General features: G+C 72.8%; 20 protein-coding genes. 4 read left to right on the top strand and 16 right to left on the bottom strand.

Annotation, left to right across the window (positions count from 1 at the left end; genetic code table 11):
• Positions 1-478 precede the first annotated feature (478 nt).
• Complete coding sequence (gene tyrS, locus ACZ3YO_RS31805; protein WP_465548065.1) at positions 479-1,747, bottom strand: tyrosine--tRNA ligase; 1,269 nt, start codon at positions 1,745-1,747, stop codon at positions 479-481.
• A 293-nt stretch (positions 1,748-2,040) separates the two neighbouring features.
• Here tyrS and ACZ3YO_RS31810 point away from each other — a divergent pair, with 293 nt between their 5' ends.
• A complete protein-coding gene (locus ACZ3YO_RS31810) occupies positions 2,041-2,571 on the top strand; it encodes an HNH endonuclease (RefSeq protein ID WP_396324132.1) in 531 nt (176 codons plus the stop codon).
• A 125-nt stretch (positions 2,572-2,696) separates the two neighbouring features.
• Here ACZ3YO_RS31810 and ACZ3YO_RS31815 read toward each other — a convergent pair whose 3' ends face one another.
• The 7 genes from ACZ3YO_RS31815 to ACZ3YO_RS31845 all read right to left on the bottom strand — a co-directional run bounded on the left by ACZ3YO_RS31815 (position 2,697) and on the right by ACZ3YO_RS31845 (position 8,834).
• Positions 2,697-4,688, bottom strand: a complete 1,992-nt coding sequence (locus ACZ3YO_RS31815; protein ID WP_465576290.1) for an outer membrane protein assembly factor BamB family protein — start codon at positions 4,686-4,688, stop codon at positions 2,697-2,699.
• A 100-nt stretch (positions 4,689-4,788) separates the two neighbouring features.
• Positions 4,789-5,091, bottom strand: coding sequence for a 4a-hydroxytetrahydrobiopterin dehydratase (locus tag ACZ3YO_RS31820; RefSeq protein WP_465576292.1), 303 nt, complete (start codon positions 5,089-5,091; stop codon positions 4,789-4,791).
• A 42-nt stretch (positions 5,092-5,133) separates the two neighbouring features.
• Positions 5,134-5,310 (bottom strand): DUF1272 domain-containing protein, encoded by a 177-nt coding sequence (locus tag ACZ3YO_RS31825; RefSeq protein ID WP_396324135.1) that lies wholly within the window; start codon positions 5,308-5,310, stop codon positions 5,134-5,136.
• A 34-nt stretch (positions 5,311-5,344) separates the two neighbouring features.
• Complete coding sequence (locus tag ACZ3YO_RS31830) at positions 5,345-6,103, bottom strand: sulfite exporter TauE/SafE family protein (RefSeq protein ID WP_465576295.1); 759 nt, start codon at positions 6,101-6,103, stop codon at positions 5,345-5,347.
• A 311-nt stretch (positions 6,104-6,414) separates the two neighbouring features.
• On the bottom strand, positions 6,415-7,455 hold the full coding sequence (locus ACZ3YO_RS31835; RefSeq protein ID WP_465548048.1) for an SPFH domain-containing protein: 1,041 nt from the start codon (positions 7,453-7,455) through the stop codon (positions 6,415-6,417).
• 10 nt (positions 7,456-7,465) lie between these two features.
• Positions 7,466-7,888: an NfeD family protein gene (locus tag ACZ3YO_RS31840; RefSeq protein ID WP_396324138.1), complete on the bottom strand. Its 423-nt coding sequence runs from the start codon at positions 7,886-7,888 to the stop codon at positions 7,466-7,468.
• Between the two features lie 154 nt (positions 7,889-8,042).
• A complete protein-coding gene (locus ACZ3YO_RS31845) occupies positions 8,043-8,834 on the bottom strand; it encodes an ABC transporter ATP-binding protein (RefSeq protein WP_465548046.1) in 792 nt (263 codons plus the stop codon).
• 149 nt (positions 8,835-8,983) lie between these two features.
• Here ACZ3YO_RS31845 and ACZ3YO_RS31850 point away from each other — a divergent pair, with 149 nt between their 5' ends.
• Entirely contained in the window at positions 8,984-9,787 is an 804-nt protein-coding gene (locus ACZ3YO_RS31850; protein ID WP_465576300.1) for a hypothetical protein, read from the top strand.
• A gap of 25 nt (positions 9,788-9,812) precedes the next feature.
• On the opposite strand, the gene ACZ3YO_RS31855 is transcribed toward ACZ3YO_RS31850, so the two are convergent.
• The 4 genes from ACZ3YO_RS31855 to ACZ3YO_RS31870 form a co-directional block, all read right to left on the bottom strand.
• Entirely contained in the window at positions 9,813-10,718 is a 906-nt protein-coding gene (locus tag ACZ3YO_RS31855; protein ID WP_465576303.1) for a hypothetical protein, read from the bottom strand.
• A 131-nt stretch (positions 10,719-10,849) separates the two neighbouring features.
• Positions 10,850-11,506, bottom strand: coding sequence for a response regulator (locus ACZ3YO_RS31860; protein WP_396324141.1), 657 nt, complete (start codon positions 11,504-11,506; stop codon positions 10,850-10,852).
• Positions 11,499-12,596 (bottom strand): GAF domain-containing sensor histidine kinase, encoded by a 1,098-nt coding sequence (locus ACZ3YO_RS31865; protein ID WP_465576519.1) that lies wholly within the window; start codon positions 12,594-12,596, stop codon positions 11,499-11,501. The genes ACZ3YO_RS31860 and ACZ3YO_RS31865 overlap by 8 nt, the downstream gene beginning before the upstream one ends.
• 290 nt (positions 12,597-12,886) lie before the next feature.
• Positions 12,887-15,490: an FHA domain-containing protein gene (locus ACZ3YO_RS31870; protein ID WP_465576306.1), complete on the bottom strand. Its 2,604-nt coding sequence runs from the start codon at positions 15,488-15,490 to the stop codon at positions 12,887-12,889.
• 312 nt (positions 15,491-15,802) lie between these two features.
• Here ACZ3YO_RS31870 and serB point away from each other — a divergent pair, with 312 nt between their 5' ends.
• The gene (gene serB, locus ACZ3YO_RS31875; protein ID WP_396324143.1) at positions 15,803-17,065 is read left to right on the top strand and encodes a phosphoserine phosphatase SerB; all 1,263 of its coding nucleotides are present in this window, start codon (positions 15,803-15,805) and stop codon (positions 17,063-17,065) included.
• A gap of 152 nt (positions 17,066-17,217) precedes the next feature.
• Here serB and ACZ3YO_RS31880 read toward each other — a convergent pair whose 3' ends face one another.
• From ACZ3YO_RS31880 to ACZ3YO_RS31890, 3 genes are all read right to left on the bottom strand, one after another.
• A complete protein-coding gene (locus ACZ3YO_RS31880) occupies positions 17,218-17,745 on the bottom strand; it encodes a SixA phosphatase family protein (protein ID WP_465548035.1) in 528 nt (175 codons plus the stop codon).
• A 179-nt stretch (positions 17,746-17,924) separates the two neighbouring features.
• Positions 17,925-18,047: an SGM_5486 family transporter-associated protein gene (locus ACZ3YO_RS31885; protein ID WP_396324145.1), complete on the bottom strand. Its 123-nt coding sequence runs from the start codon at positions 18,045-18,047 to the stop codon at positions 17,925-17,927.
• Positions 18,048-18,116: 69 nt separating this feature from the next.
• Positions 18,117-19,418, bottom strand: coding sequence for a CynX/NimT family MFS transporter (locus ACZ3YO_RS31890; RefSeq protein WP_465576311.1), 1,302 nt, complete (start codon positions 19,416-19,418; stop codon positions 18,117-18,119).
• A 191-nt stretch (positions 19,419-19,609) separates the two neighbouring features.
• On the opposite strand from ACZ3YO_RS31890, the gene ACZ3YO_RS31895 reads away from it, so the two are divergent.
• Positions 19,610-20,284: a FadR/GntR family transcriptional regulator gene (locus tag ACZ3YO_RS31895; RefSeq protein WP_465548031.1), complete on the top strand. Its 675-nt coding sequence runs from the start codon at positions 19,610-19,612 to the stop codon at positions 20,282-20,284.
• A gap of 165 nt (positions 20,285-20,449) precedes the next feature.
• Here the strand turns inward: ACZ3YO_RS31895 and fabI are convergent, their stop codons facing one another.
• Positions 20,450-21,217 (bottom strand): enoyl-ACP reductase FabI, encoded by a 768-nt coding sequence (gene fabI, locus ACZ3YO_RS31900; protein WP_465576315.1) that lies wholly within the window; start codon positions 21,215-21,217, stop codon positions 20,450-20,452.
• Positions 21,218-21,219 lie beyond the last annotated feature (2 nt).

The following is a 21,219-nucleotide window of genomic DNA, read 5'->3' on the forward strand; positions in this document are numbered from 1 at the left end:
TTGACTTTTGGCACGCTGTTGAGTTCTCAAGGAACGGACACTTCCTTCGGACCGCCTTCCAGCGGGCCCTCCGGGCGCTTCGTTCTTTCGTGTTTCCAGCTTACCAGATGTTTTCCGCTCCGTTTTCCGGAGTTTCATTCATCCGACCCTGGCCGGCCAGGTCCGCTTTTCTGCGGCGGCCTCCACATTAGCTCATTCCGAGACTGGCTCGAAATTCCCCGTTTTCACCGGTCGACGAAAACGCCGACCAACCCAATTGAATGGGCATCAAGTGAAAGTAGGACTTGCTGAGTGTGATGGCCGCTCCGGCTGGTCCGCGGGGGCCTCTCGGCCTCCCCGTGCACCTGCCCGCTTCAAGCGACTCGTCCAACACTAGGCCAGCCGGACGGTCGAGTCAAACACCGAGGGCCGGATCTGTCCAGATCCGGCCCTCGGTGTTCAGAAGCGCAGGTCAGCGGTCATGCAGTTTCAGCCACGCTCAGCCGGCCTGGACCAGCTCCGCCGCGGCCAGGTTGCGCTTGCCGCGGCGCAGCACCAGCCAGCGCCCGTGCAGCAGGTCGGCCTCGGTGGGCACCGCCTCCTCGTCCGTCACCTTGACGTTGTTGAGGTAGGCACCGCCCTCCTTGATCGTCCGGCGGGCGGCGGAGCGGCTGGGCGACAGGCCGACGGCGACCAACAGGTCGACCACGGGCTGGAGTTCGGCCACCTCGGCCTTGGGGACCTCGGCCAGCGCGGCGGCGAGGGTCGGGGCCTCCAGGTCAGCGAGGTCGCCCTGGCCGAACAGCGCCTTCGACGCGGCGACGGCGCGCTCGTACTGCTCCGCGCCGTGGACCAGCGTGGTGAGCTCCTCGGCCAGTGCGCGCTGGGCGAGGCGGGCGGCCGGGCGCTCGGCGGTCTCGCGCTCCAGCTCCTCGATCTCCGCCTTCGAACGGAAGCTGAAGATCCGCAGGAAGTTGGAGACGTCCCGGTCGTCCGCGTTCAGCCAGAACTGGTAGAAGGCGTACGGGGTGGTGAGCTCGGGGTCCAGCCAGACCGTGCCGGACTCCGTCTTGCCGAACTTGGTGCCGTCGGCCTTGACGATCAGCGGGGTGGCCAGCGCGTGCACGGACTTGCCGTCGGCCTTGCGGATGAGGTCCGTGCCGGCGGTGAGGTTGCCCCACTGGTCGCTGCCGCCGGTCTGCAGGGCGCAGCCGTAGCGGCGGTTCAGCTCCAGGTAGTCCATGCCCTGGAGGATCTGGTAGCTGAACTCGGTGTAGCTGATGCCCGCGTCGGAGTTGAGCCGCCGGGCGACGGCCTCCTTGGCGATCATGTTGTTGACGCGGAAGTACTTGCCCACGTCGCGCAGCAGGCTGATGGCCGACATCCCGGAGGTCCAGTCCAGGTTGTTCACCATGCGCGCCGCGTACGGACCCTCGAAGTCGAGGAAGCGCGCGATCTGGCCACGCAGGCGCTCGACCCAGCCGGCCACCGTCTCGGGGTCGTTGAGGACGCGCTCGGCGGTGGGCTTCGGGTCACCGATCAGGCCGGTGGCGCCGCCGACCAGGCCGAGCGGGAGGTTTCCCGCCTGCTGGATGCGGCGCATGGTGAGGATCTGCACCAGGTTGCCGAGGTGCAGGCTGGGGGCCGTCGGGTCGAAGCCGCAATAGAACGTGACCGGGCCGTCCGCGAACGCCTTGCGCAGTGCGTCCTCGTCAGTGGACAGGGCGATCAGCCCACGCCACTGCAGCTCGTCGACGATGTCCGTCACGGTCACGCTTCTCCTTCGATCGGGCGTCCGCCCGGTGCGGACCCGGTTCGGTCGGGCCCCGGTACGGAACGGCTCCAGCGTTGTAGAGCCTACGCGGTCCCGGCCAGCGACTTTTCGCCGAGGCGGCCCGGCGGGAACGGGCCGACGCCCCGGCTGCCCCGGCCCGACACCGGAAATTCCGTTGTTCGTCGGCCCGGAGCCCCTTCAGAGTGGTCCCACCGCCGTGCGGCGGCAGTGACGTGTGTGGAGACGGTCGTGCCGCCGTGGCACGCCTCCGGAAAGGGTGGGCCGAGGTGCGCAGCACGCTGGTTCTGAATGCAAGCTACGAGCCCCTGACGACGGTGTCGCTCCAGCGTGCCGTGGTCTTGGTACTCCAGGACAAGGCCGTGGTGGAGCAGGCGCACCCGCTGCGGAGCGTCCGTGGGACGGGGGTCACCGTCCCGGTGCCCCGGGTGATCAGACTGCAACGGTACGTACGGGTGCCGTTCCGACAACAGGCTCCGTGGTCGCGCCGTGGGGTGCTGGTCCGCGACCAGCACCTGTGTGCCTACTGCGGGCGCCGGGCGACCACCGTGGACCACCTGCAGCCCCGGTCGCGGGGTGGGGCGGACAGCTGGCTGAACACCGTGGCCGCCTGTGCCGAGGACAACCAGCGCAAGGCGGACCGGACGCCCGAGCAGGCCGGGATGAAGCTGCTGCGCAAGCCGTTCGTGCCGACCCCGCAGGCGACTCTGATGCTGGCGTTGGGCCTGCGCGGCTCGGACGTCAGGGAGCTCGCCCAGTGGCTCCCGGCGGCAGCGGTGGTGGCGCCCTCGGCTGCGTAGCCTTCGCGCAGGGCGCGGCCGCCGCCGCGGCCTGCGGCGGGCGTGTGCCCGCCCTGAGCCCTCACCTCTCGGTCCCCGGGCCTCGGGCCCTGGGCTTGGGGCCCTCGGGGCCTTGGGCTTGGCCCTCAGCCCTTGGCCTGGTAGCCGGCCGCCGTGCCGAAGGTGGCCGCGTGCTCGGGCACCGCGACGACCTGGCCGCCGCCGATCAGCACCCGCCCGGAGACCAGCAGCGAACCGGTGCCCGGCGGGAAGTTGCCGCCGACCGCCTCCTGCCCGCCCGCCAGGGCGAAGCGGCTGAGGTGGGCCGGCTGGTCGAGGCGTTCGTCGGCGGCGAGCAGCAGCGCGCCGCCGTCGACACCGACCGCGCGGACGACGCCCTTCTCGTTGGCGGCGGTCTTCCAGCGCTGCTGCCCGGTGTCCAGGTCGTAGCCCAGGACGGAGACGGCGCCGCCGCCGTTCACCGGGACGCGTGTGGTGACCATCGTCCGGTCCTGGAAGAAGACGCCGGGCGTGGCCGAAAACGCTCCATGGGCGACGTCGAGCCGGCCCTCTCCCGCCGCCACGGGGATCTCGGCGGCCGGGTCACCGGCGGCGCCCCAGGCGAACACCTTGTCGTCGCCGGGCTTCTCCCCCGTGGTGAGGACGACGGACGGCTCGGCGGAGAGCACCGTCACCGTCTTCGGCTGGTTGTTCAGACCGCGCCACCAGCTCACCTTGCCGTCGGCGGTGTTGAGCGACACGGCCTGGTCGACGGGGGTGGAGTCGGCGCAAGTGCTGGCGACCATGACGGTCTTGCCCGCGACGCCGCCGGAGAGGGTGCAGAACTTGCCCTGGCCGGTGTACTGCCAGACGTCCTTGCCGTCGGCGGACTCCCAGGCGACGGCGCGGTCGTCGCCGACGGCGATCACCTTGTCGTCGGTGACGCCGACGTGGGCGTTGTAGGCGCCCTTGGCATCGGAGACGGTCTTGGTCCAGGCGGTCTTGCCGGCTTTGGTGTCGACGGCGGCCACCAGCGTGCACGGGGTTTTCGGGTCGGCCTGGGGCCGGAAGAGGGCGGCGCCGAGGCCGGCCGTGTTCACACTCGGCGAGAGGCCGCAGGGGACGGCCCCGGCGGCGGGCGGCTCGACCGACCAGGTCGGCTTGCCGTCCGCGCGGTCGTAGGCGTGGACACCGGTCGCGTCGGCGCGCACCAGCGCGTCGGTCAGCAGCCAGCTGCCGACCAGGGTGTCGTCGGCGCCCGGCTGGAGTGCTGCGGCAGGCTGGGCCGCCCAGGCCTTGGTGTGGGCGACGGCGAAACCGGGCTCGCCGCCGGCGCCGGCGGACGCACTGCCGCCGCCCTCGATGCCGACCATCAGGCCGGCCACCACCAGCACGCCGAGCGCGGCGACACCGGCGCCCGCCCGTATGGTCAGGGCGCGGCGGCTGGGCGCGTGCTCGGCGGAGACCACCGCGTCGGCGGCGGCCCGGGCCTTGGCCGCGAGCCCGTTGCGCGCAGCGCCGGGACCGCCGCCGCTCCCGTTCCCACCACGGCCACCGCCCCGGCGTCCGGCCGACCGGCGGACGGGCGGCTCCGGCTCGGCGGCCTCCGCGGCGACCGCGGCGGCGGCCTGAGCAGTCGGCTCGGGCTCGGCTTCCGGCTCGGGATCGAGGTGCACGTACCCGTCGGCGGAGTACTCGGCGCCCGCGGGGGCGTACAGCTCCTCGCCGGCCGGCTGCTGCGGGACGGTGTACGGGGCGTACTGCTGCTGCTCGTGATCGGCGTACTGGTAGTACGGCTGGTGCTGCCCGCCCGGGTGACCGTCGCCCTGGGCGTACCCGGTCTCGCCATAGCCGGCCTGACCGTAGCCGCTCTCCCCGTAACCGCTCTCCGCGTAACCACTCTCCGCGTGGCCGGGCCCGCCGTACCCGGGCTCGCCGTAGCCCGCCTGACCGTACCCGGACTGGCTGTACCCGGACTGGCCGTAGCCCGCCTGACCGTATTCGCTGCCGCTGCCGGATCCGTACTCGTGGGCGCCCTGCCACTGCTGCTCCGGATACCCGGCCGGCCACTCCTGCTGCTGCGCCGGCTGCGGGTACCACGGCTGCTGCTGGGCGTCTCCGAGGGGGTCCTGAGCCATCCGTTCCGTCCCTCCCGACCGCCAGCAGTGCGGCAGTCAGCATCTCACGCCCCTCGGAGCGCCCCGGAGCGGCCCCTTCCGGTCCCGGCGTGAAGGCGGCTCAGGCGGTTTCGGCGCTCAACGCGGTGTCGATACGGGCGGCGAGGGTGAAGTCGAGGGTGGTGAGGCCGCCGGCGCTGTGGGTGGAGAGGGCGAAGCGGAGGGTGCGCCAGCGGATGTCGATGTCGGGGTGGTGGTCCAGCGCCTCGGCCTGTTCGGCGACCGCGACGACCACCCGGATCGCCGCCGGGAAGTCCCGGGCGTCGGCGGTACGGACGATGGTGTCGCCGTCCCGGGTCCACTGGGGCAGCCCGGCCAGGGCGGCCGTGATCTCGTCCTCGGTCAGGCGTGCTCTGCTGCTCATCGGACCGCTCCCGTGCGTCGGGTGGAAATCGGAGGTGGGGCGTCAGGCCTTCCGGCGCGGACGGGGCACCAGCTCGCCGCCGCAGTTGGGGCAGGTGGCGGCCATCGCCTCGGTGCACTCCGCGCAGAAGCTGCACTCGAAGGAGCATATGAAGGCGGAGCCGTCCGCGGTGAGCGACACCGCGCAACGCTCGCAGGTGTCGCGCATCTCCAGGGCCATGACGTCCTCCGGGGTGAAGAGATCTGACGAATAATCAGCTGATGAGCAGCTTGGTGACGGCCGCCAGGCCGACCACCACGATGATCGCGCGCAGTGCGGTCGGCGCCAGCTTGCGGCCGACCTTGGCGCCGACCAGCCCGCCGCAGAGCGAGCCGACGGCGATCAGGCCGGCGGCGGCCCAGTCGACGGTGGAGGTGAAGAGGAAGAAGACCGCGGCGACGCCGTTGACGATCATCGCCAGGGCGTTCTTCACGGCGTTGATCCGCTGGAGTCCCTCCTGGAGCAGCATGCCCATCAGCGCCAGCAGCAGGACGCCCTGGGCGGCACCGAAGTAGCCGCCGTAGATGCCGGTCAGGAAGACGCCGCCGAGCAGCACCAGGCCGCCGTCCGGGTCTCCCCCGGGCCTGCGGCGGGCGGCGACCGCCTTGGCCACCCGGGGCTGGATCACCACCAGGACGAGGGCCAACAGGATCAGCACCGGCACGATCGCGTCGAAGGCGGCGCTCGGCAGCTCGATCAGCAGCACCGCGCCGACCAGCCCGCCGAGCAGCGAGGCGGTGCCGAGGCGCAGCAGCCGGCGGCCCTGGTCGGCCAGCTCCCGCCGGTAGCCGATCACGCCGCTGAGCGAACCGGGCACCAGGCCGAAGGAGTTGGAGACGTTGGCGGTGACCGGCGGGATGCCCACGGCGAGCAGGACGGGGAAGGTGATCAAGGTCCCGGAGCCGACGATCACATTGATCATCCCGGCTCCGACGCCCGCCACCAGGACGGCGATCGCCTCCCAGAGCGTCATGGGTCACCTCTCGTCTCGGTCCTGCCCGAGGCGATCATGCCGGACGCCGGGCCGGGCCTACCAGAACCGCCCACGATTCGGGATGTACAACACACCGTCGGGGCGGGCACAGCGGTGAGGCGGGCACAGCGGTGAGGCGGGCACAGCGGTGAAGCGGACGCGTGGGTGAAGCGGGCACAGCGGTGAAGCGGGCACGGAGACTCGACGGCCCACGGGACGCACACGACGCAGACCCGCCGGAACGGCCGAGGGCCCGCCCCCCACGGAAAGGGGGGCGGGCCCTCGGCGCGCGGCGGTCCGGGCTCAGCCGGTCACTCGGGGTCGATCTTGCGGTACTCGCGGGCCGGGTCGACCCGCGGGCGGGCGGCGCCCTTGGTGTCGGTGTCCAGCGGGCGCGGTCCGGCCGCCGGGTCCAGCGGGACCTGGGTGGACGCCGGCGCGCTGGGCGCCGCGACCGCACCGCCGTTCACGCCGCCGTTGCCGGCCAGGCCGGTGAACGCGCCGCCGAGGCCCTTGAGCGCGTCGCCGACCTCGCTCGGGATGATCCACAGCTTGTTGGAGTCGCCCTTGGCCAGCTCGGGCAGGGTCTGCAGGTACTGGTAGGCGAGCAGCTTCTGGTCGGCGTCGCCGTCGTGGATGGCCTCGAAGACCGTCCGGATCGCGGCCGCCTCACCGTCGGCGCGCAGCACCGCGGCCTGGGCCTCACCCTCGGCCTTGAGCACCTCGGCCTGCTTCTCACCCTCGGCCCGCAGGATCTGGGCCTGCCGGGCACCCTCGGCGGTGAGGATCGCGGCGCGCTTGTCACGGTCGGCGCGCATCTGCTTCTCCATCGAGTCCTGGATGGAGGTCGGCGGCTCGATCGCCTTCAGCTCGACGCGGTTGACCCGGATGCCCCACTTGCCGGTGGCCTCGTCCAGCACCCCGCGCAGACCGGCGTTGATGACCTCACGGGAGGTCAGGGTGGATTCGAGGTCCATCGAGCCGATGATGTTGCGCAGCGTGGTGACGGTGAGCTGCTCGATGGCCTGGATGTAGCTGGCGACCTCGTAGGTGGCGGCCCGCGGGTCGGTCACCTGGTAGTAGATGACCGTGTCGATGTTGACCACCAGGTTGTCCTGGGTGATCACCGGCTGGGGCGGGAACGGCACGACCTGCTCGCGCAGGTCGATCCGGTTGCGGACCCGGTCGATGAACGGGACGACGATGTTCAGGCCGGCGTTGAGCGTCCGGGTGTAGCGGCCGAAGCGCTCCACGATCGCGGCGCTGGCCTGCGGGATGACCTGAATCGTCTTGATCAGCGCGATGAATGCCACCACGACCAGGACGACCAGGACGATAAGGACGGGTTCCACGGACTCTCCCCTAGACGACCAGGGCGGTCGCGCCCTGGATTTCGACGACGTCGACCTGCTGCCCCGGCGAGTACACACTGCCGGGGTTGAGCGCGCGGGCCGACCAGATCTCGCCGTTGAGCTTGATCCGTCCGCCCTCCCCGTCGACCTGTTCCGCGACGACCGCGGTGGCGCCCTTGAGCGCCTCGATGCCCATCTTGACCTGCGGGCCCTTCTGCATCTGCCGGTACGCGATGGGGCGGACCACCACCAGCAGCCCGGCCGAGACCGCGACGAAGGTCAGGACCTGCCAGACCACCCCGATTCCCAGCCCGGCGACGCCGGCCGCGGCGAGCGCGCCGACCGCGAACATGGCGAACTCCGGCATCGCGGTGATCACCAACGGTATGCCGAGGCCGACGGCGGCCAGGAGCCACCAGATCCAGCTGTCCACGTGTCCATCCTAGGGAGCGAAGGGCCTTCGAGGCGGACAGTTCCCGCAGGTGGAGGGGCGGAAACCGGTCGCACGTGCGACCGGTCCCAGTTCAGCGGAGTTCCGTGCGGCCGGGCGGGTCGGGAGCCCTCCGGCCGGACGCGCCCGCGGGGCCTCAGCCGAGCGGCAGGCCCTGGGCGGACCAGCGGTCACCGTGCCGCTCCAGGGTCAGCGGCAGGCCGAAGCACTTGGAGAGGTTGCGCGCGGTCAGCTCGGTGTCGATCGGGCCGGCGGTGAGCACCTTGCCCTGACGGATCATCAGGACGTGGGTGAAGCCGGGGGCGATCTCCTCGACGTGGTGGGTGACCATGGCCATGGCCGGCGCGAACTCGTCCTGGGCCAGCGCGCCGAGGCGGCGGACCAGGTCCTCGCGGCCGCCGAGGTCCAGGCCGGCGGCCGGCTCGTCCAGCAGCAGCAGCTCGGGGTCGGTCATCAGGGCGCGCGCGATCAGGGTGCGCTTCTTCTCGCCCTCGGAGAGGGTGCCGAACTTGCGGGCGGTCAGCTTGGACATGCCGAGGCGGTCCAGCAGCACCAGCGCGCGGGACTCGTCGGACTCCTCGTACTGCTCCTGCCAGCTGACCGTCATGCCGTACGCGGCGGTGAGAACCGTCTGCAGCACGGTCTGCTCGGCGGGCAGCTTGTCGAACATCGCGGCGCCGGCCAGGCCGATCCGGGAGCGCAGCTCGAAGACGTCGATCTCGCCGAGCTTCTCGCCCAGGACGGACACCTTGCCGGAGGTCGGGAAGAGGTACGTGGAGGCGATCTGCAGCAGGGTGGTCTTGCCCGCGCCGTTGGGGCCGAGGATGACCCAGCGCTCGCCCTCCGAGATGGACCACGAGACCTGGTCGACCAGCGCGCGCTCCTCCCGGACCACGGATACGTCCACCAGCTCCAGCACGTCGCTCATGCCTACGCCTTCCCCAAAACAGAAATCACGGCCGTCGGTGCGGGCGGGCAGCCTACTCCGGCGGCCGGGTGGCACGGAGTGGGGTGCGCCGCACACGCATGGGCAAACCTACGCCACGCGGATGACCGCCGATTCCGTAGGCTGGCCGGATGCTCGCGACTCCTGCCGACAATCCGTACGAAGAGCCCCGTTCAGGGCGGCTGGCCGCCTGGGGCAACGCTCTGCTGGCCGGTCTGGTGCCGCCCGACAACGCCGCCGCGGCCGTCCTCGGCAGCGACGAGAGCCACCGGGTGACCGGACTGCCCGGGGACGCCCCGGGCGAGCAGCACGGCCTCACCTGGGCGCTCGGGCGGCTCCGGGTGCTCGGCGTGAAGGGCCTGCGGCTGGCCCTGCCAGGGGCCGGCCACCCGCTCGGGCTGACCGGCCCGCCGGCCTTCAACGACCGGGCGATGGCCGCGGGCGAGGCGGTGCTGGCCGTCGGGGTGCCGCTCGGGCTCGTCCCGGAGGTCGAGGTGTTCGGCCCGGCCGGGGACCGCTCGGCGACGGTGCTCTGGCGCTGCGCCGAGGTGAACGACAACCCGCCGGCCGACGTGCCATCGCTGCACGAGGCGGAGCGCGAGCTGGCGGACAGCCTGCGCGAGGCCACCCTGCTGCTCACCCGCCTCGACGTCGCCGGCGCCGGCCCGGAGGCGCTGCGAGCGCTGGAGGCCTACCGCCGGCGCGGCCACGCCGAACTGCTCGCCCCCGGTTACCCGCCGCGGGCCGTCCGCGTCCTGGAGTCGGCCCGGCAGGTCGCCGCGCTGCTCGCGATCGCCTCCGGCAGCCACGGCGCCGCGGTCAGCGCCTCCGAGATGGCCTCCCGCCAGGCCGTCCTGGCGCCCCTGCAACGGACCGCCCGCCGGGCCCAGGTGGCGGCGTACAACGCCCTGGTGGACGAGCGCGACGCCCGCTGATCCACCCGCCGGTCCGCCCGCGCCGTCAGCCCGCGGCCTCCTCCCGCCACGGGTCGGCGGCGTACTGCTCGCGCACGTGCGCGCGGGCGAACCGGCCGTCGGCGCCGGGGAGGAGGCCGCCGCGGGCCACGTGCAGCGCGAACCGGCTCCGCGACCAGCCCCGTTCCTCGGCGGCCTCCGCGGCGGAGCAGCTCGGTCCGTCCCGGTGGCCGGTGTCCTCCCCGGCCGCCGTCACCGCCTCCGTCACCGTGGCCGTCACCGCCTCCGTCACCGTGGCCGCCTCCGCCTCCGCCTCCGTGGCGGTCCGGGCCTCCCGGGCGGCGACGACCGCCCCGACCGAGGCCTCCGCCAGCGCCGTCAGGTCCTCCTCGCGGTAGGTGGGCCAGCCCTTGAACTCGCCGGCCGGCCGCAGCACGCCGACCTCCACCAGCTGCTGGACGTCCTCGGGGGTGACCGCCAGGCCGGTGGCGTGCGCCAGGAGCTTCGCCGCCCTGCGGCTGCCCATCCGGGGCCCGCCGCCCAGCTCGGCCACCAGCTCCGGGAGCTGTGCACGGAGCGCCGACTCCACGGCCGCCGACCAGTGGGCGAGGCCGGTGTCCGGCTCGGGGATCAGACCCCGCTCCAGCGCCTCGTCGAACTGCCAGCGCGTCAGCCCCAACCGCCGCCGCAGGACCTCCGGCCCGTAGGCCTCGCGGTCCCGGGCCGTCTCCGCCGCCAGCTTCGCGGCCCGCCCGGCCGCCTCGGCCTCCAGCGCCGCGGCGATCTCCGCCCGCCGTTCCAGCAGCGGTTCGACCACCGCCCGCGACCAGCAGCGGTCGCCGTCCGGCGCCGGCACGAGGTCGAACCGCTGGGCCCGGCTCAGCAGACGCGGCGTCAGTCCCAGTTCCTTGGCCAGCGTGACGGGCCCGTACGTCTTCCTCGGTGTGCTCATCCGGCGACTCCCCCGTGACTCGGTGACGGTCCCCCAGGCCGGCACACACCGCTGACGGATCGTCGCCCGAGGGGTCGCGCCCGGGGGCGGAAGCGGCCCGGGCCCGCTGCCGACGGGCCTAGGCCTCCACGCTACCCCTCCCGGGCCTCCCCGTGCCGGACGGCCCAGAGGGCGGCCTGGGTGCGGTCGGCGAGGTCCAGCTTCATCAGGATGTTGGAGACGTGCGTCTTCACCGTCTTCTCGGACAGATGCAGGCTGCGGGCGATCTCCCGGTTGGAGCGGCCGTCGGCGATGTGGCCGAGGACTTCGCGCTCGCGCTCGGTCAGGGTTCCGCCGCGCCCCTGCGGCGGGCGCGGGCCGTCGTCGGCGAGCAGCGCCTCGGCCAGTTCGGGCTGGAGCAGGACGTGGCCGGCGTGCACCGAGCGGATCGCGCCGGCCAGCGCCTCCGGGTCGACGTCCTTGTACACGTACCCGGCGGCGCCGGCCCGCAGGGCGGGGACCATCGTGCGGTGCTCGGTGAAGCTGGTGACGATGAGGATCCGGGCCCGGCTGCCCTCGCCCTTGAGCGTGCGCAGCGCCTCGATGCCGTCCACGCCGGGCATCTTGAGGTCCATCAGGACGACGTCCGGGTCGAGTTCGCGGGCCCGGTCGATGCCCTCCGCACCGTCGGCGGCCTCGCCCACGACCTCGATGTCGTCCTGCACCTCCAGGAAGGTGCGCAGGCCGCGGCGGACGACCTGGTGGTCGTCGACCAGCAGGACGCGGATCGCTGGTGTGGTGTCAGGCACCGGGGACCTCCATCTCGACGACCGTCCCCGCGCCGGGGGCCGAGTCCAGGGTGAGCGTGCCGCCGACCGCGGAGGCGCGGTCGCGCATCGAGGCGAGGCCGAGGTGGCGGCCGGCCCGGCGCACGGACTCGGGATCGAAGCCCCGGCCGTCGTCACGGACCCGCAGGACGGCGCCGCGGGCGGGCGTGCCGGCCAGGGTGACGGTGACCCGGCGGGCGCCGGAGTGGCGCAGCGCGTTGTGCAGGGCCTCCTGGGCGACCCGCAGGAGCGCCGCCTCCTGGGCCGGCGGCAGGGCGCGCACGCCGTCGGCGGCGAAGGCGACGTCGGCGCTGTGGGCGCGGTCGAGGACCTGTACCTGGGAGGCGAGGGTGGCGCTGAGGCCGTCCTCCTCCAGGGCGGCGGGCCGCAGCTCGACGACGACGGCGCGCAGTTCGTCGGCGGCCTCGGCGGCGAGCCGGGCGACCTCGGCGAGTTCGGCGCGGGCGCGGGCCGGGTCGCGGTCGACCAGGGTGGCGGCGGCCTTGGCGGTGAGGCGCAGCGAGAAGAGCTTCTGCGACACGGCGTCGTGCAGGTCGTGGGCGATCCGGGCGCGCTCGCCGGCCAGGGTGAGTTCGCGGCTGCGCTCGTAGAGGCGGGCGTTGGAGAGGGCGAGGGCGGCGTGGGCGGCCAGGATCCGCAGCAGTTCCTCGTCGTGGTCGGTGAAGCCGCCGCCGCCGCGCTTGTTGGCGAGGAAGATGACGCCCATGACCTGCGGTTCGTCCTCGGCGGCGTCGGTGTCGAGGACGGGCATGCCGAGGAAGGCGTCCATCTCCGGGTGGGCGGCGGGCCAGCCCTCGAACGCGGGCGCCTCGCGGACGTCGGCGAGGCGGGTGGGGCCGGTCTCGTGCAGCATCTTGGCGAGTACGCCGTGCTGGCGGGGCAGCGGGCCGATGGCCTTCCACTGCTCGTCGGTGACGCCGTCGACGACGAACTGGGCGAAGCCGCCGTGGTCGTCGGGCACGCCCAGGGCCGCGTACTCGGCGTCGAGCAGGCCGCGGGCGGAGGCGGTGATCCGGCGCAGGACCTCGCGCACCTCCAGGTGGCGGCTCATCGCGAGAAGGGCCCGGCTGACGGCCTCGATGCCGGCGAGGCAGGGCTCGCAGGCGGGCAGCGGGCCGTCGGGCGGCGGGCCGATCGGGATCCGGTCGACGGGCAGCAGACCGGTCCGGGGGCGGCGGTCACTGGGCGGGGTGGGCATACCGCCAAACTACCGCCGCCGGGCGCGCCACCGCGTCGGTCCGGGGGCGCGCGGGGACCAGGTCGCAGGACCTAGGGCGGGACGCCGAGGGGCGGCCCTCCCCGTTGCCGGGAAGAGCCGCCCCTGGGGGTGCGGCGAGGGGGTCAGCCCTTCTGCATGACCTCGGGCTCGTGGCGGCGCTGGAGTCGCGTCACGACGACACCGATGACGATCGACATCGCGATGAGCGCTCCCGCGTCGATCCACCACTGAGCGACGGTGTGCTTCCACAGCGGGTCGTAGTCCGGGTGCTGGAAGTCCTTGTTCCAGGGACCCATGAGCTCGGAGAGGTTGAGCGTGACGGACACGATGCCGGTGCCCCAACGGGCCGGCATCAGCCAGGCGGCCTGCTCCAGACCGGGCTTGCCGAAGATCTGGAAGAGGCAGCCGGTGAAGACGACCTGGACGATCGCGAACATGACCAGCAGCGGCATGGTCTTCTCTGTGGTCTTGACCAGCGCGGAGATCATCAGGCCGAACATCATCGCGGCGAAGCTGAGCAGGATCATGCCGATGGTCATCTCGATCACCGGCAGGTTTTCGATGATCAGACCGTGCTCGGGGAGCTTGCGCGGCAGGAAGCCGACGGCGGAGATGATGGCGCCCTGGATCACGCTGAAGAAGCCCAGCACGATGATCTTGGACATCATGTACGCCGAGCGGGAGAGCCCGGTGGCTCGTTCTCGCTCGTAGATCGCCCGTTCCTTGATCAACTCTCGGACCGAGTTGGCCGATCCGGAGAAGCAGGCGCCGATCGCCAGGATCAGCATGATCGTCGCGGCCCCGCTGTTGAGGTGGAGCTGCGTCTTCGGATTGGGTGCGAGCCCCGGTTCATTGGGGATCAGCACGCTGACCGCGCCGATGACCGCGGGCAGCAGCACCGACAGGGCCAGGAAGCCGCGGTCCGAGGCGAGCACCGACACGTAGCGGCGGATCAGCGTCCACAACTGCGAGCCCCAGCTCTGCGGCTTCGGCGGGCGGATGGCCTCCTGGACGATCTGGGCGGACTGCACCGCGCCGGCGTCCACGTCGGCGGAGTACTGCTGGTAGTGCACCGAACCGCGGTAGCGGCCGGCCCAGTCGTGGTCCGGGTAGTTCTCGAAGGCCTGGAAGACGTCGGCCCAGGTCTCGTACCCGAAGAAGTGCAGCGCCTCGTCCGGCGGACCGAAGTAGGCCACCGAACCGCCCGGCGCCATCACCAGCAGCCGGTCGCAGAGCGCGAGTTCGGCCACCGAGTGGGTGACGACCAGGATGGTGCGGCCGTCGTCGGCGAGGCCGCGCAGCATCTGCATGACCTCGCGGTCCATGCCCGGGTCGAGGCCCGAGGTGGGCTCGTCCAGGAAGATCAGCGACGGCTTGGTCAGCAGCTCCAGGGCCACCGAGACGCGCTTCTGCTGGCCGCCGGAGAGGGCGGTGATCCGGTTGTCGGCGCGCTTGTCGAGGCGCAGCTCGTAGAGCACCTCGTCGATCCGCGCCTCGCGCTCGGCGGCCTCGGTGTCGCCGGGGAAGCGCAGCCGGGCCGCGTACTTGAGGCCGGTGCGGACGGTCAGTTCCTTGTGCAGGATCTCCGACTGCGGCACCAGGCCGATGCGCGAGCGCAGTTCGGCGAACTGCTTGTAGAGGTTGCGGCCGTCGTAGAGGACGTCGCCGCGGTCGGCCGGGCGGTAGCCGGTGAGGGCGCGCAGCAGGGTCGACTTGCCGGAGCCGGACGGGCCGATGACGGCGACCAGGGACTTCTCCGGGACGCCGAAGCTGACGTCGTTGAGCAGGACCTTCTTGCCGCCCTTGAAGTCGACCTCGACGGTCAGGTGGCGGGCGGAGAAGGAGACGGCGCCGGTGTCGACGAACTCCTGCAGCTGGTCGCCGACCAGGACGAAGCTGGAGTGACCGACGGTCAGGCGGTCCTGCGGGCCGATCAGCTGACGCTGGACGCGCTGGCCGTTGAGGAAGATGCCGTTGTGGCTGCCGAGGTCGACGATCTCGTACCGGCCGTCGGGCAGCTGGCGCAGCTCGGCGTGGTGGCGGGAGACCTGGAGGTCGGAGACCACGATGTCGTTGTCGAGCGCGCGACCGATCCGGACGGTGTTCATCCCGGCCGTCAGGCTGCGGATCATCGTCGGCTGCGGGCCGCCGGCATCGTGCTGCGGGGCGTGCTGCTGCGGGAAGCCGCCGTGCGGGTCCGGCTGCGGGAAGCCCTGCTGCTGCGGGAAGGGCTGCGGCTGCGGCTGGCCGCCCCACTGCTGCTGGACGGGCTGCTGCCCGCCCCACTGCTGCTGGGGCTGCTGCTGGACCGGGGGCTGCTGGGCCCACTGCTGCTGCATCGGCTGCTGCTGCTGGACGGGCGGCTGGGGCGCCGGGGCGTGGCTGCGGCTGGTGGCGGCCTCGTGCCAGGCGGGGGCCTGCGCGGCGGCCTGGGCCGGCGCGGAGAACCCGAGCCGCGGACCGTTCTCGGCGTTGCCGAGGTTGACCACCGCGCCGGGGAAGAGCTGGGCCTGCATGGTGCGGGCGCCGCCGGTGTAGGTGCCGTTGGTGCTCCCGTGGTCGTCGAGCTGCCAACCCGCCCCGTTGAAGGAGATGGTGGCGTGGTGCCAGGAAACCCTGGCGTCGTCGAACGGGAAGTCCGACTGCGGGTTGCGCCCGATGGTGTAGGACCGCCCCGGCTCCAGAGTCCGCTGCTGTCCGTTGATCTCAATGACGAGTTGCGGCACTGCTCGCCTGCCCCGCTCTCTCGGTCCCCCGATTGTGGCCCCCGACCGGGGGTGCGACGTCCTGAATCTGACGGGGGAATCATTCCAGCCCGTCGCCCGTTGACGAAAGTCACCCCCGGTGACTGTGACCAGGCGGCAACGATTCGCGGACGGCCCCGCCATCACCCCTGGTCGTCACCTCTGCGCAACCGCCCGGTCACGGGGGTGGTGCGCACACCTCCCGCACCCCCCTCCCGGGCCCGTCCTCCGTCCCGTCCACGACGCGGACGGGTGCCGTGACGTCGCCGGACGGCGGGTAGCGTGGGAGGCATCATGAACGCATCGCCCTTGGCCGCCGAGCCGTTCCCCGCCCCGCAGCCCCGGACCGAGGACGAGCGCACCCTGCTCGTCAAGGTGTTCGGCAAGGACCGCCCCGGCATCACCGCCGGCCTCTTCGCCACCCTGGCCGGATTCGGCGTCGACGTGATCGACATCGAACAGGTCGTCACCCGTGGCCGGATAACGCTGTGCGCCCTGGTCACCCCGCCGGCCGGCGGCGCCCCCGGCGTCGAGGGCGAGCTGCGCTCCACCGTGCACCGCTGGGCCGAGGAGCAGAAGCTCCAGGCCGAGATCATCTCCGGCATCGGCGACAACCGGCCGCGCCGCGAGGGCCGCTCGCACGTCACCGTGCTCGGCCACCCGCTGACCGCCTCCGCCACCGCCGCGCTCACCTCCCGGATCACCGCCGCGGGCGGCAACATCGACCGTGTCTTCCGGCTGGCCAAGTACCCGGTGACCGCCGTCGAGCTGGCCGTCTCGGGCGTCGCCACCGACGAGCTGCGCGCCGCGCTGGCCCAGGAGGCGGCCACCCAGCGGGTGGACATCGCCGTGGTGGCGGCCGGCCTGGAGCGCCGGGCCAAGCGGCTGATCGTGATGGACGTCGACTCGACCCTGATCCAGGACGAGGTGATCGAACTGTTCGCCGCCCACGCGGGCTGCGAGGAGAAGGTCGCCGAGGTGACGGCCGCGGCGATGCGCGGCGAGCTGGACTTCGCCGAGTCGCTGCGCGCCCGGGTGGCGCTGCTGGCCGGCCTGGACGCCGCGGTGACCGAGAAGGTGCGCGCCGAGGTCCGGTTCACTCCGGGGGCACGCACCCTGATCCGGACGCTCCAGCGGCTGGGCTTCCAGGTCGCGGTGGTCTCCGGCGGGTTCACCCAGGTCACCGATCACCTGGTGGAGCAGCTGGGGCTGGACTACGCGGCCGCCAACACCCTGGAGGTGGTGGACGGGAAGTTCACCGGCCGGGTGGTCGGCGAGATCGTGGACCGGGCCGGCAAGGCCCGCTGGCTGGCCCGCTTCGCCGAGCAGGCCAAGGTGCCGCTGGAGCAGACGGTGGCGATCGGCGACGGCGCCAACGACCTCGACATGCTGAACGCGGCCGGGCTGGGCGTGGCCTTCAACGCCAAGCCCGTGGTCCGGGAGGCCGCCGACACCGCGGTGAACGTGCCCTTCCTGGACACCGTGCTCTACCTGCTGGGCATCACCCGCGAGGAGGTCGAGGCGGCCGACGTCCTGCACGGCACGCCGACCGAGTAGCTCCCGCACTGGCGTGAGGGGCGCGAGGACCACTCCTCGCGCCCCTCACGTACGTCCGATCGGTCCTGCGCGTGTCAGTCCTGGGGCGCGCCGGCCGTCAGCGCCGGCGGCGCACCGGCCGTCGGTCCGCGCCTACCGGGCCGGCGCGGGTGTCAGTCCTGCGGCGTGTAGTACGAGACCAGCGCCGCCACGCCCGGCTCGACGCCCTTCCAGGAGCCGCCGAAGCTCAGCACCGCGATGGCGGCGGTCGGGAAGCCGCCGAGCCGCAGCCGCTCCAGCGCGTCCCGGTCGCCCTCGTCCCCGGCCAGCACCTGGGTCAGCCCGAGCACACCGGGGTTGTGGCCGACCAGCACCACGTCGGCGTACTCCTCCGGCGTCTCCTGGAGGACGGTGATGATCTCGCCGGGGCTGGCGTCGTACACCCGGTCCTCGTAGACGGTCTTCCGGGGGCGCTTCGGCAGCTCGTGCGCGGCGAGCTTCCACGTCTCACGGGTACGCAGGGCCGTCGAGCAGAGCACGTAGTCGGGGTTGATGCCGGAGTCGGCGAGCCAGCGACCGGCGTCCGGGGCCTGGTGGCGGCCCCGGTCGGCCAGCGGCCGCTCGTGGTCGTCGACGCCGTTGGGCCAGTCGGCCTTGGCATGGCGGAGAACGATGATCCTGCGGGGCGTGTCGGCGCTCATACCCAGCAAGCTTGGCAGAAAAGCCGCCGAGGGGCGCGATGCTCCCGGATGCCGCCACTCTCAGGAGTGGAGGGTGCCATCATGCGCCGTTCGCCGGGGCTTCGCGTGCCGGCCAACCGGAGGTCGCCCGACGGCCGGCAGGAGGTGGCCGTCGGTCGGCCGGGTGTCCCGGGCGGGCGTCAGCCGAGGTTCTGGGCCACGTTGGCGACGATGATCAGCAGGACGACGATGCCGGCGATCACCGCGGCCAGCTGGCCGAGCTTCTTGTGGCCGTCGGTGGGGTTCGGTTCGAGTACGGGCATGACCGGATTCTCCCACCCCGGTCATGCCCGCCGGGCACCGGCCCCTCGGGCCCGCGCGGGCCCGACCCGTCAGGCCCTGGCGGGTGCGGCGGGGCGCACCGCCTCGTCCTCGATGTGCCGGGCCAGCGCCGCCCGCAGGCCGAAGAGCATCTGCGGCACCAGCAGCAGGCCGAGGAAGCCCAGCGGCAGGTACCAGTCGCCGGTGGCCTGGTACAGCCGGCCGATCAGGATCGGGCCGGGGATGGAGATCAGGTAGCCGACACCCTGGGCGAAGGCGGAGAGCTGGGCCACCCCGCCGGCGGTCCTGGCACGCAGGCCGATCATGGTGAGCACCAGGGGGAACGCGCAGTTGGAGAGACCGACCAGGGTGGCCCAGAGCCAGGCGCCGCCGGCCGGGGCCAGCGCCAGCCCGGCGTACCCGGCGATGCCGCAGGAGGCCAGCACGACGACGAACAGCCGCTGGTCACCGCGGCGGGCGGCGAGGTTGGGCAGCACGAAGGAGACCGGCACGCCGACCGCCATGGTGAGTGCCAGCAGCACCCCGGAGGTGCCCTTGGGGACCCCGGCGTCCTGGAAGATCATCGGCAGGAAGCCCATCACGGCGTACGCGCCGGTGGCCTGGAGGCCGAAGAAGCAGGCCATCGCCCAGGCGGTGCGGCTGCGGGTGATCGGCAGCCGCTCGGTGGTCGTGGCGGAGGCCTTGTCGCCGCGCTCGCGCCTGACCGCCGCGACGACCAGCCAGAGCACCAGGGCGACCGCGCCGAGCGCGGCCCAGACGCCGAGCCCGACCCGCCAGTCGCCGCCGAGCGCGCTGGTCATCGGGACGGTCACGGCCGCGGCCAGCGACGTCCCGGCCGACAGCGCCATCGAGTACAGGCCGATCATCGGACCGACCCGGTCCGGGAAGTAGCGCTTGATCACCACCGGGATCAGCACGTTGGAGACCGCCACCCCGGCCAGCGCCAGCGCGGTGAGCAGCAGGAAGACCACCGTGCCGCCGGCGAAGGAACGCGTCAGGGCGCCCACCGTGATCGCGCCCATGCCCGCGGTGACGACCGCGATCGGGCCGAGCCGGCGCGCCATGCCGGGGGCGGTGAACCCGAAGACGGCGAAGCACAGCGAGGGGACGGCGGCGAGCAGGCCGGCCACCGTCGGGCTCATTCCGAGGTCGGCCGTGACCTGCCGGAGCAGCGGCCCGAGGCTGGTGACCACGGGGCGGAGGTTGAAGGCGGCGGCGGCGATCGCGACGGCGAACAGCCAGCCGAGGTACTTGCTCCGATCGGAGGAGGGGGAGGCGGTGGCGGTGGGCCGCTCGGTCTGCGGTCCGGCCCCGGTTCGCGGGGACGTGGCGGTGTCTGCTGCGGGAGGCATGGGAGCCATCATAGAATGATGGGATGAATTAGCGCATCTTTGAATTGACATGATGTCCCGACCCCCCTGAAGCACCGTCCGGACCCCGCCCCACCGCCCGGCCACCGCCCCACCGCCCGAACGCCAACCGACCCACCCACCCACCGGCCGCCGCCCCCGCCGTCGCCGACCCGAAGCCGCAAGGAGTCCCCGTGGCGCTGTCCTCACCGAGGCGCACCCCGCTGTCCGACCAGGTGATCGCGCAACTGCGCGCACAGATCACCTCGGGCGAGTGGCCCGTCGGCTCGCGCATCCCCACCGAGGCCGCCCTCGTCGAACAGCTCGGCGTCGCCCGCAACACCGTCCGCGAGGCCGTCCGCGCCCTCGCCCACAACGGCCTGCTGGACATCCGCCAGGGCTCGGGCACCTACGTCCTCGCGACCAGCGAGCTCGCCGGGGTCATGCACCGCCGCTTCGCCGACGCCGACCAGGCCCAGGTGGCCGAACTGCGGGTCACCCTGGAGACCTCCGCCGCCGGCCTGGCCGCCACCCGCCGCACCGACCGCGACCTCGCCCTGCTGGACGCCGCGCTCGCCCGCCGCGAGGACGCCTGGCAGTCCGGCGACGCCGAGGACTTCGTCCAGGCCGACGCCGCCTTCCACCAGGCCGTCGTGGCCGCCGCCCACAACGACGTGCTCGCCGCCCTCTACGCCGACCTCGGCGAGGTCACCCGCGCCCACCTGCGCCACGACGTCGGCCCCGAACTGATCGCCGAGCGCTACCTCGGCCACGACGAGATCCTCGACGCGATCCGCGCCGGCGACCCCCAGCGGGCCTCCGTCGAGGCCGGCCGCGCCATCGGCGCCTGCGCCCCCTCCGACTCCTGACCCGACGGCCGGGGCCCTCACCCGGGCCCCGGCCCCGCCGTGCCGTCGTCGGCGTCACGCACCGGGCAGCCGGCTGCCGCCCCGCCGCCGTCCGAGAAAGCGGAAAGCCGCTGCCCGGCACCCCCAGGGGGAGTGCCGGGCAGCGGCGTCGGTGTGTGCGGGCCGTCAGGCGCCGATGGCGTGCAGGCCGCCGTCCACGTGGACGATCTCGCCGGTGGTCTTCGGGAACCAGTCCGACAGCAGGGCGACGACGCCGCGGCCGGCCGGCTCGGGGTCACTCAGGTCCCACTTCAGCGGGGAGCGGGCGTCCCAGGTGGCGGCGAGGTCGCCGAAGCCCGGGATGGACTTGGCGGCCATCGAGCCGATCGGGCCGGCCGACACCAGGTTGACCCGGATGTTGCGCTCGCCGAGGTCGCGGGCCATGTAGCGGGAGGTGGCCTCCAGCGCGGCCTTGGCCGGGCCCATCCAGTCGTACTTCGGCCATGCGAACTGGGCGTCGAAGGTCAGGCCGACCACCGAGCCGCCGTCCTGCATGAGCGGCAGCAGCGCCGTGGTGAGCGACTTCAGCGAGAACGCCGAGACCTGCATCGCGGTGGCGACGGACTCCCACGGCGTGTTGAGGAAGTTGCCGCCCAGGGCGTCCTGCGGGGCGAAGCCGATCGAGTGGACGATGCCGTCCAGGGTCGGCAGGTGCTCGCGGACCTGGTCGGCGATGCCGGCCAGCTGCTCCTCGCTGGAGACGTCCAGCTCCAGCACCTTGACCGGCTTCGGCAGCTTCCTGGCGATCCGCTCGGTGAGGGTCGGGCGCGGGAAGGCGGTGAGGATGATCTCCGCGCCCTGCTCCTGGGCGAGCTTGGCGGTGTGGAACGCGATGGAGGACTCCATCAGCACTCCGGTGATCAGGATCCGCTTGCCCTCAAGGATTCCACTCATGT

Source organism: Kitasatospora sp. NPDC022785 (genome assembly GCF_055561295.1).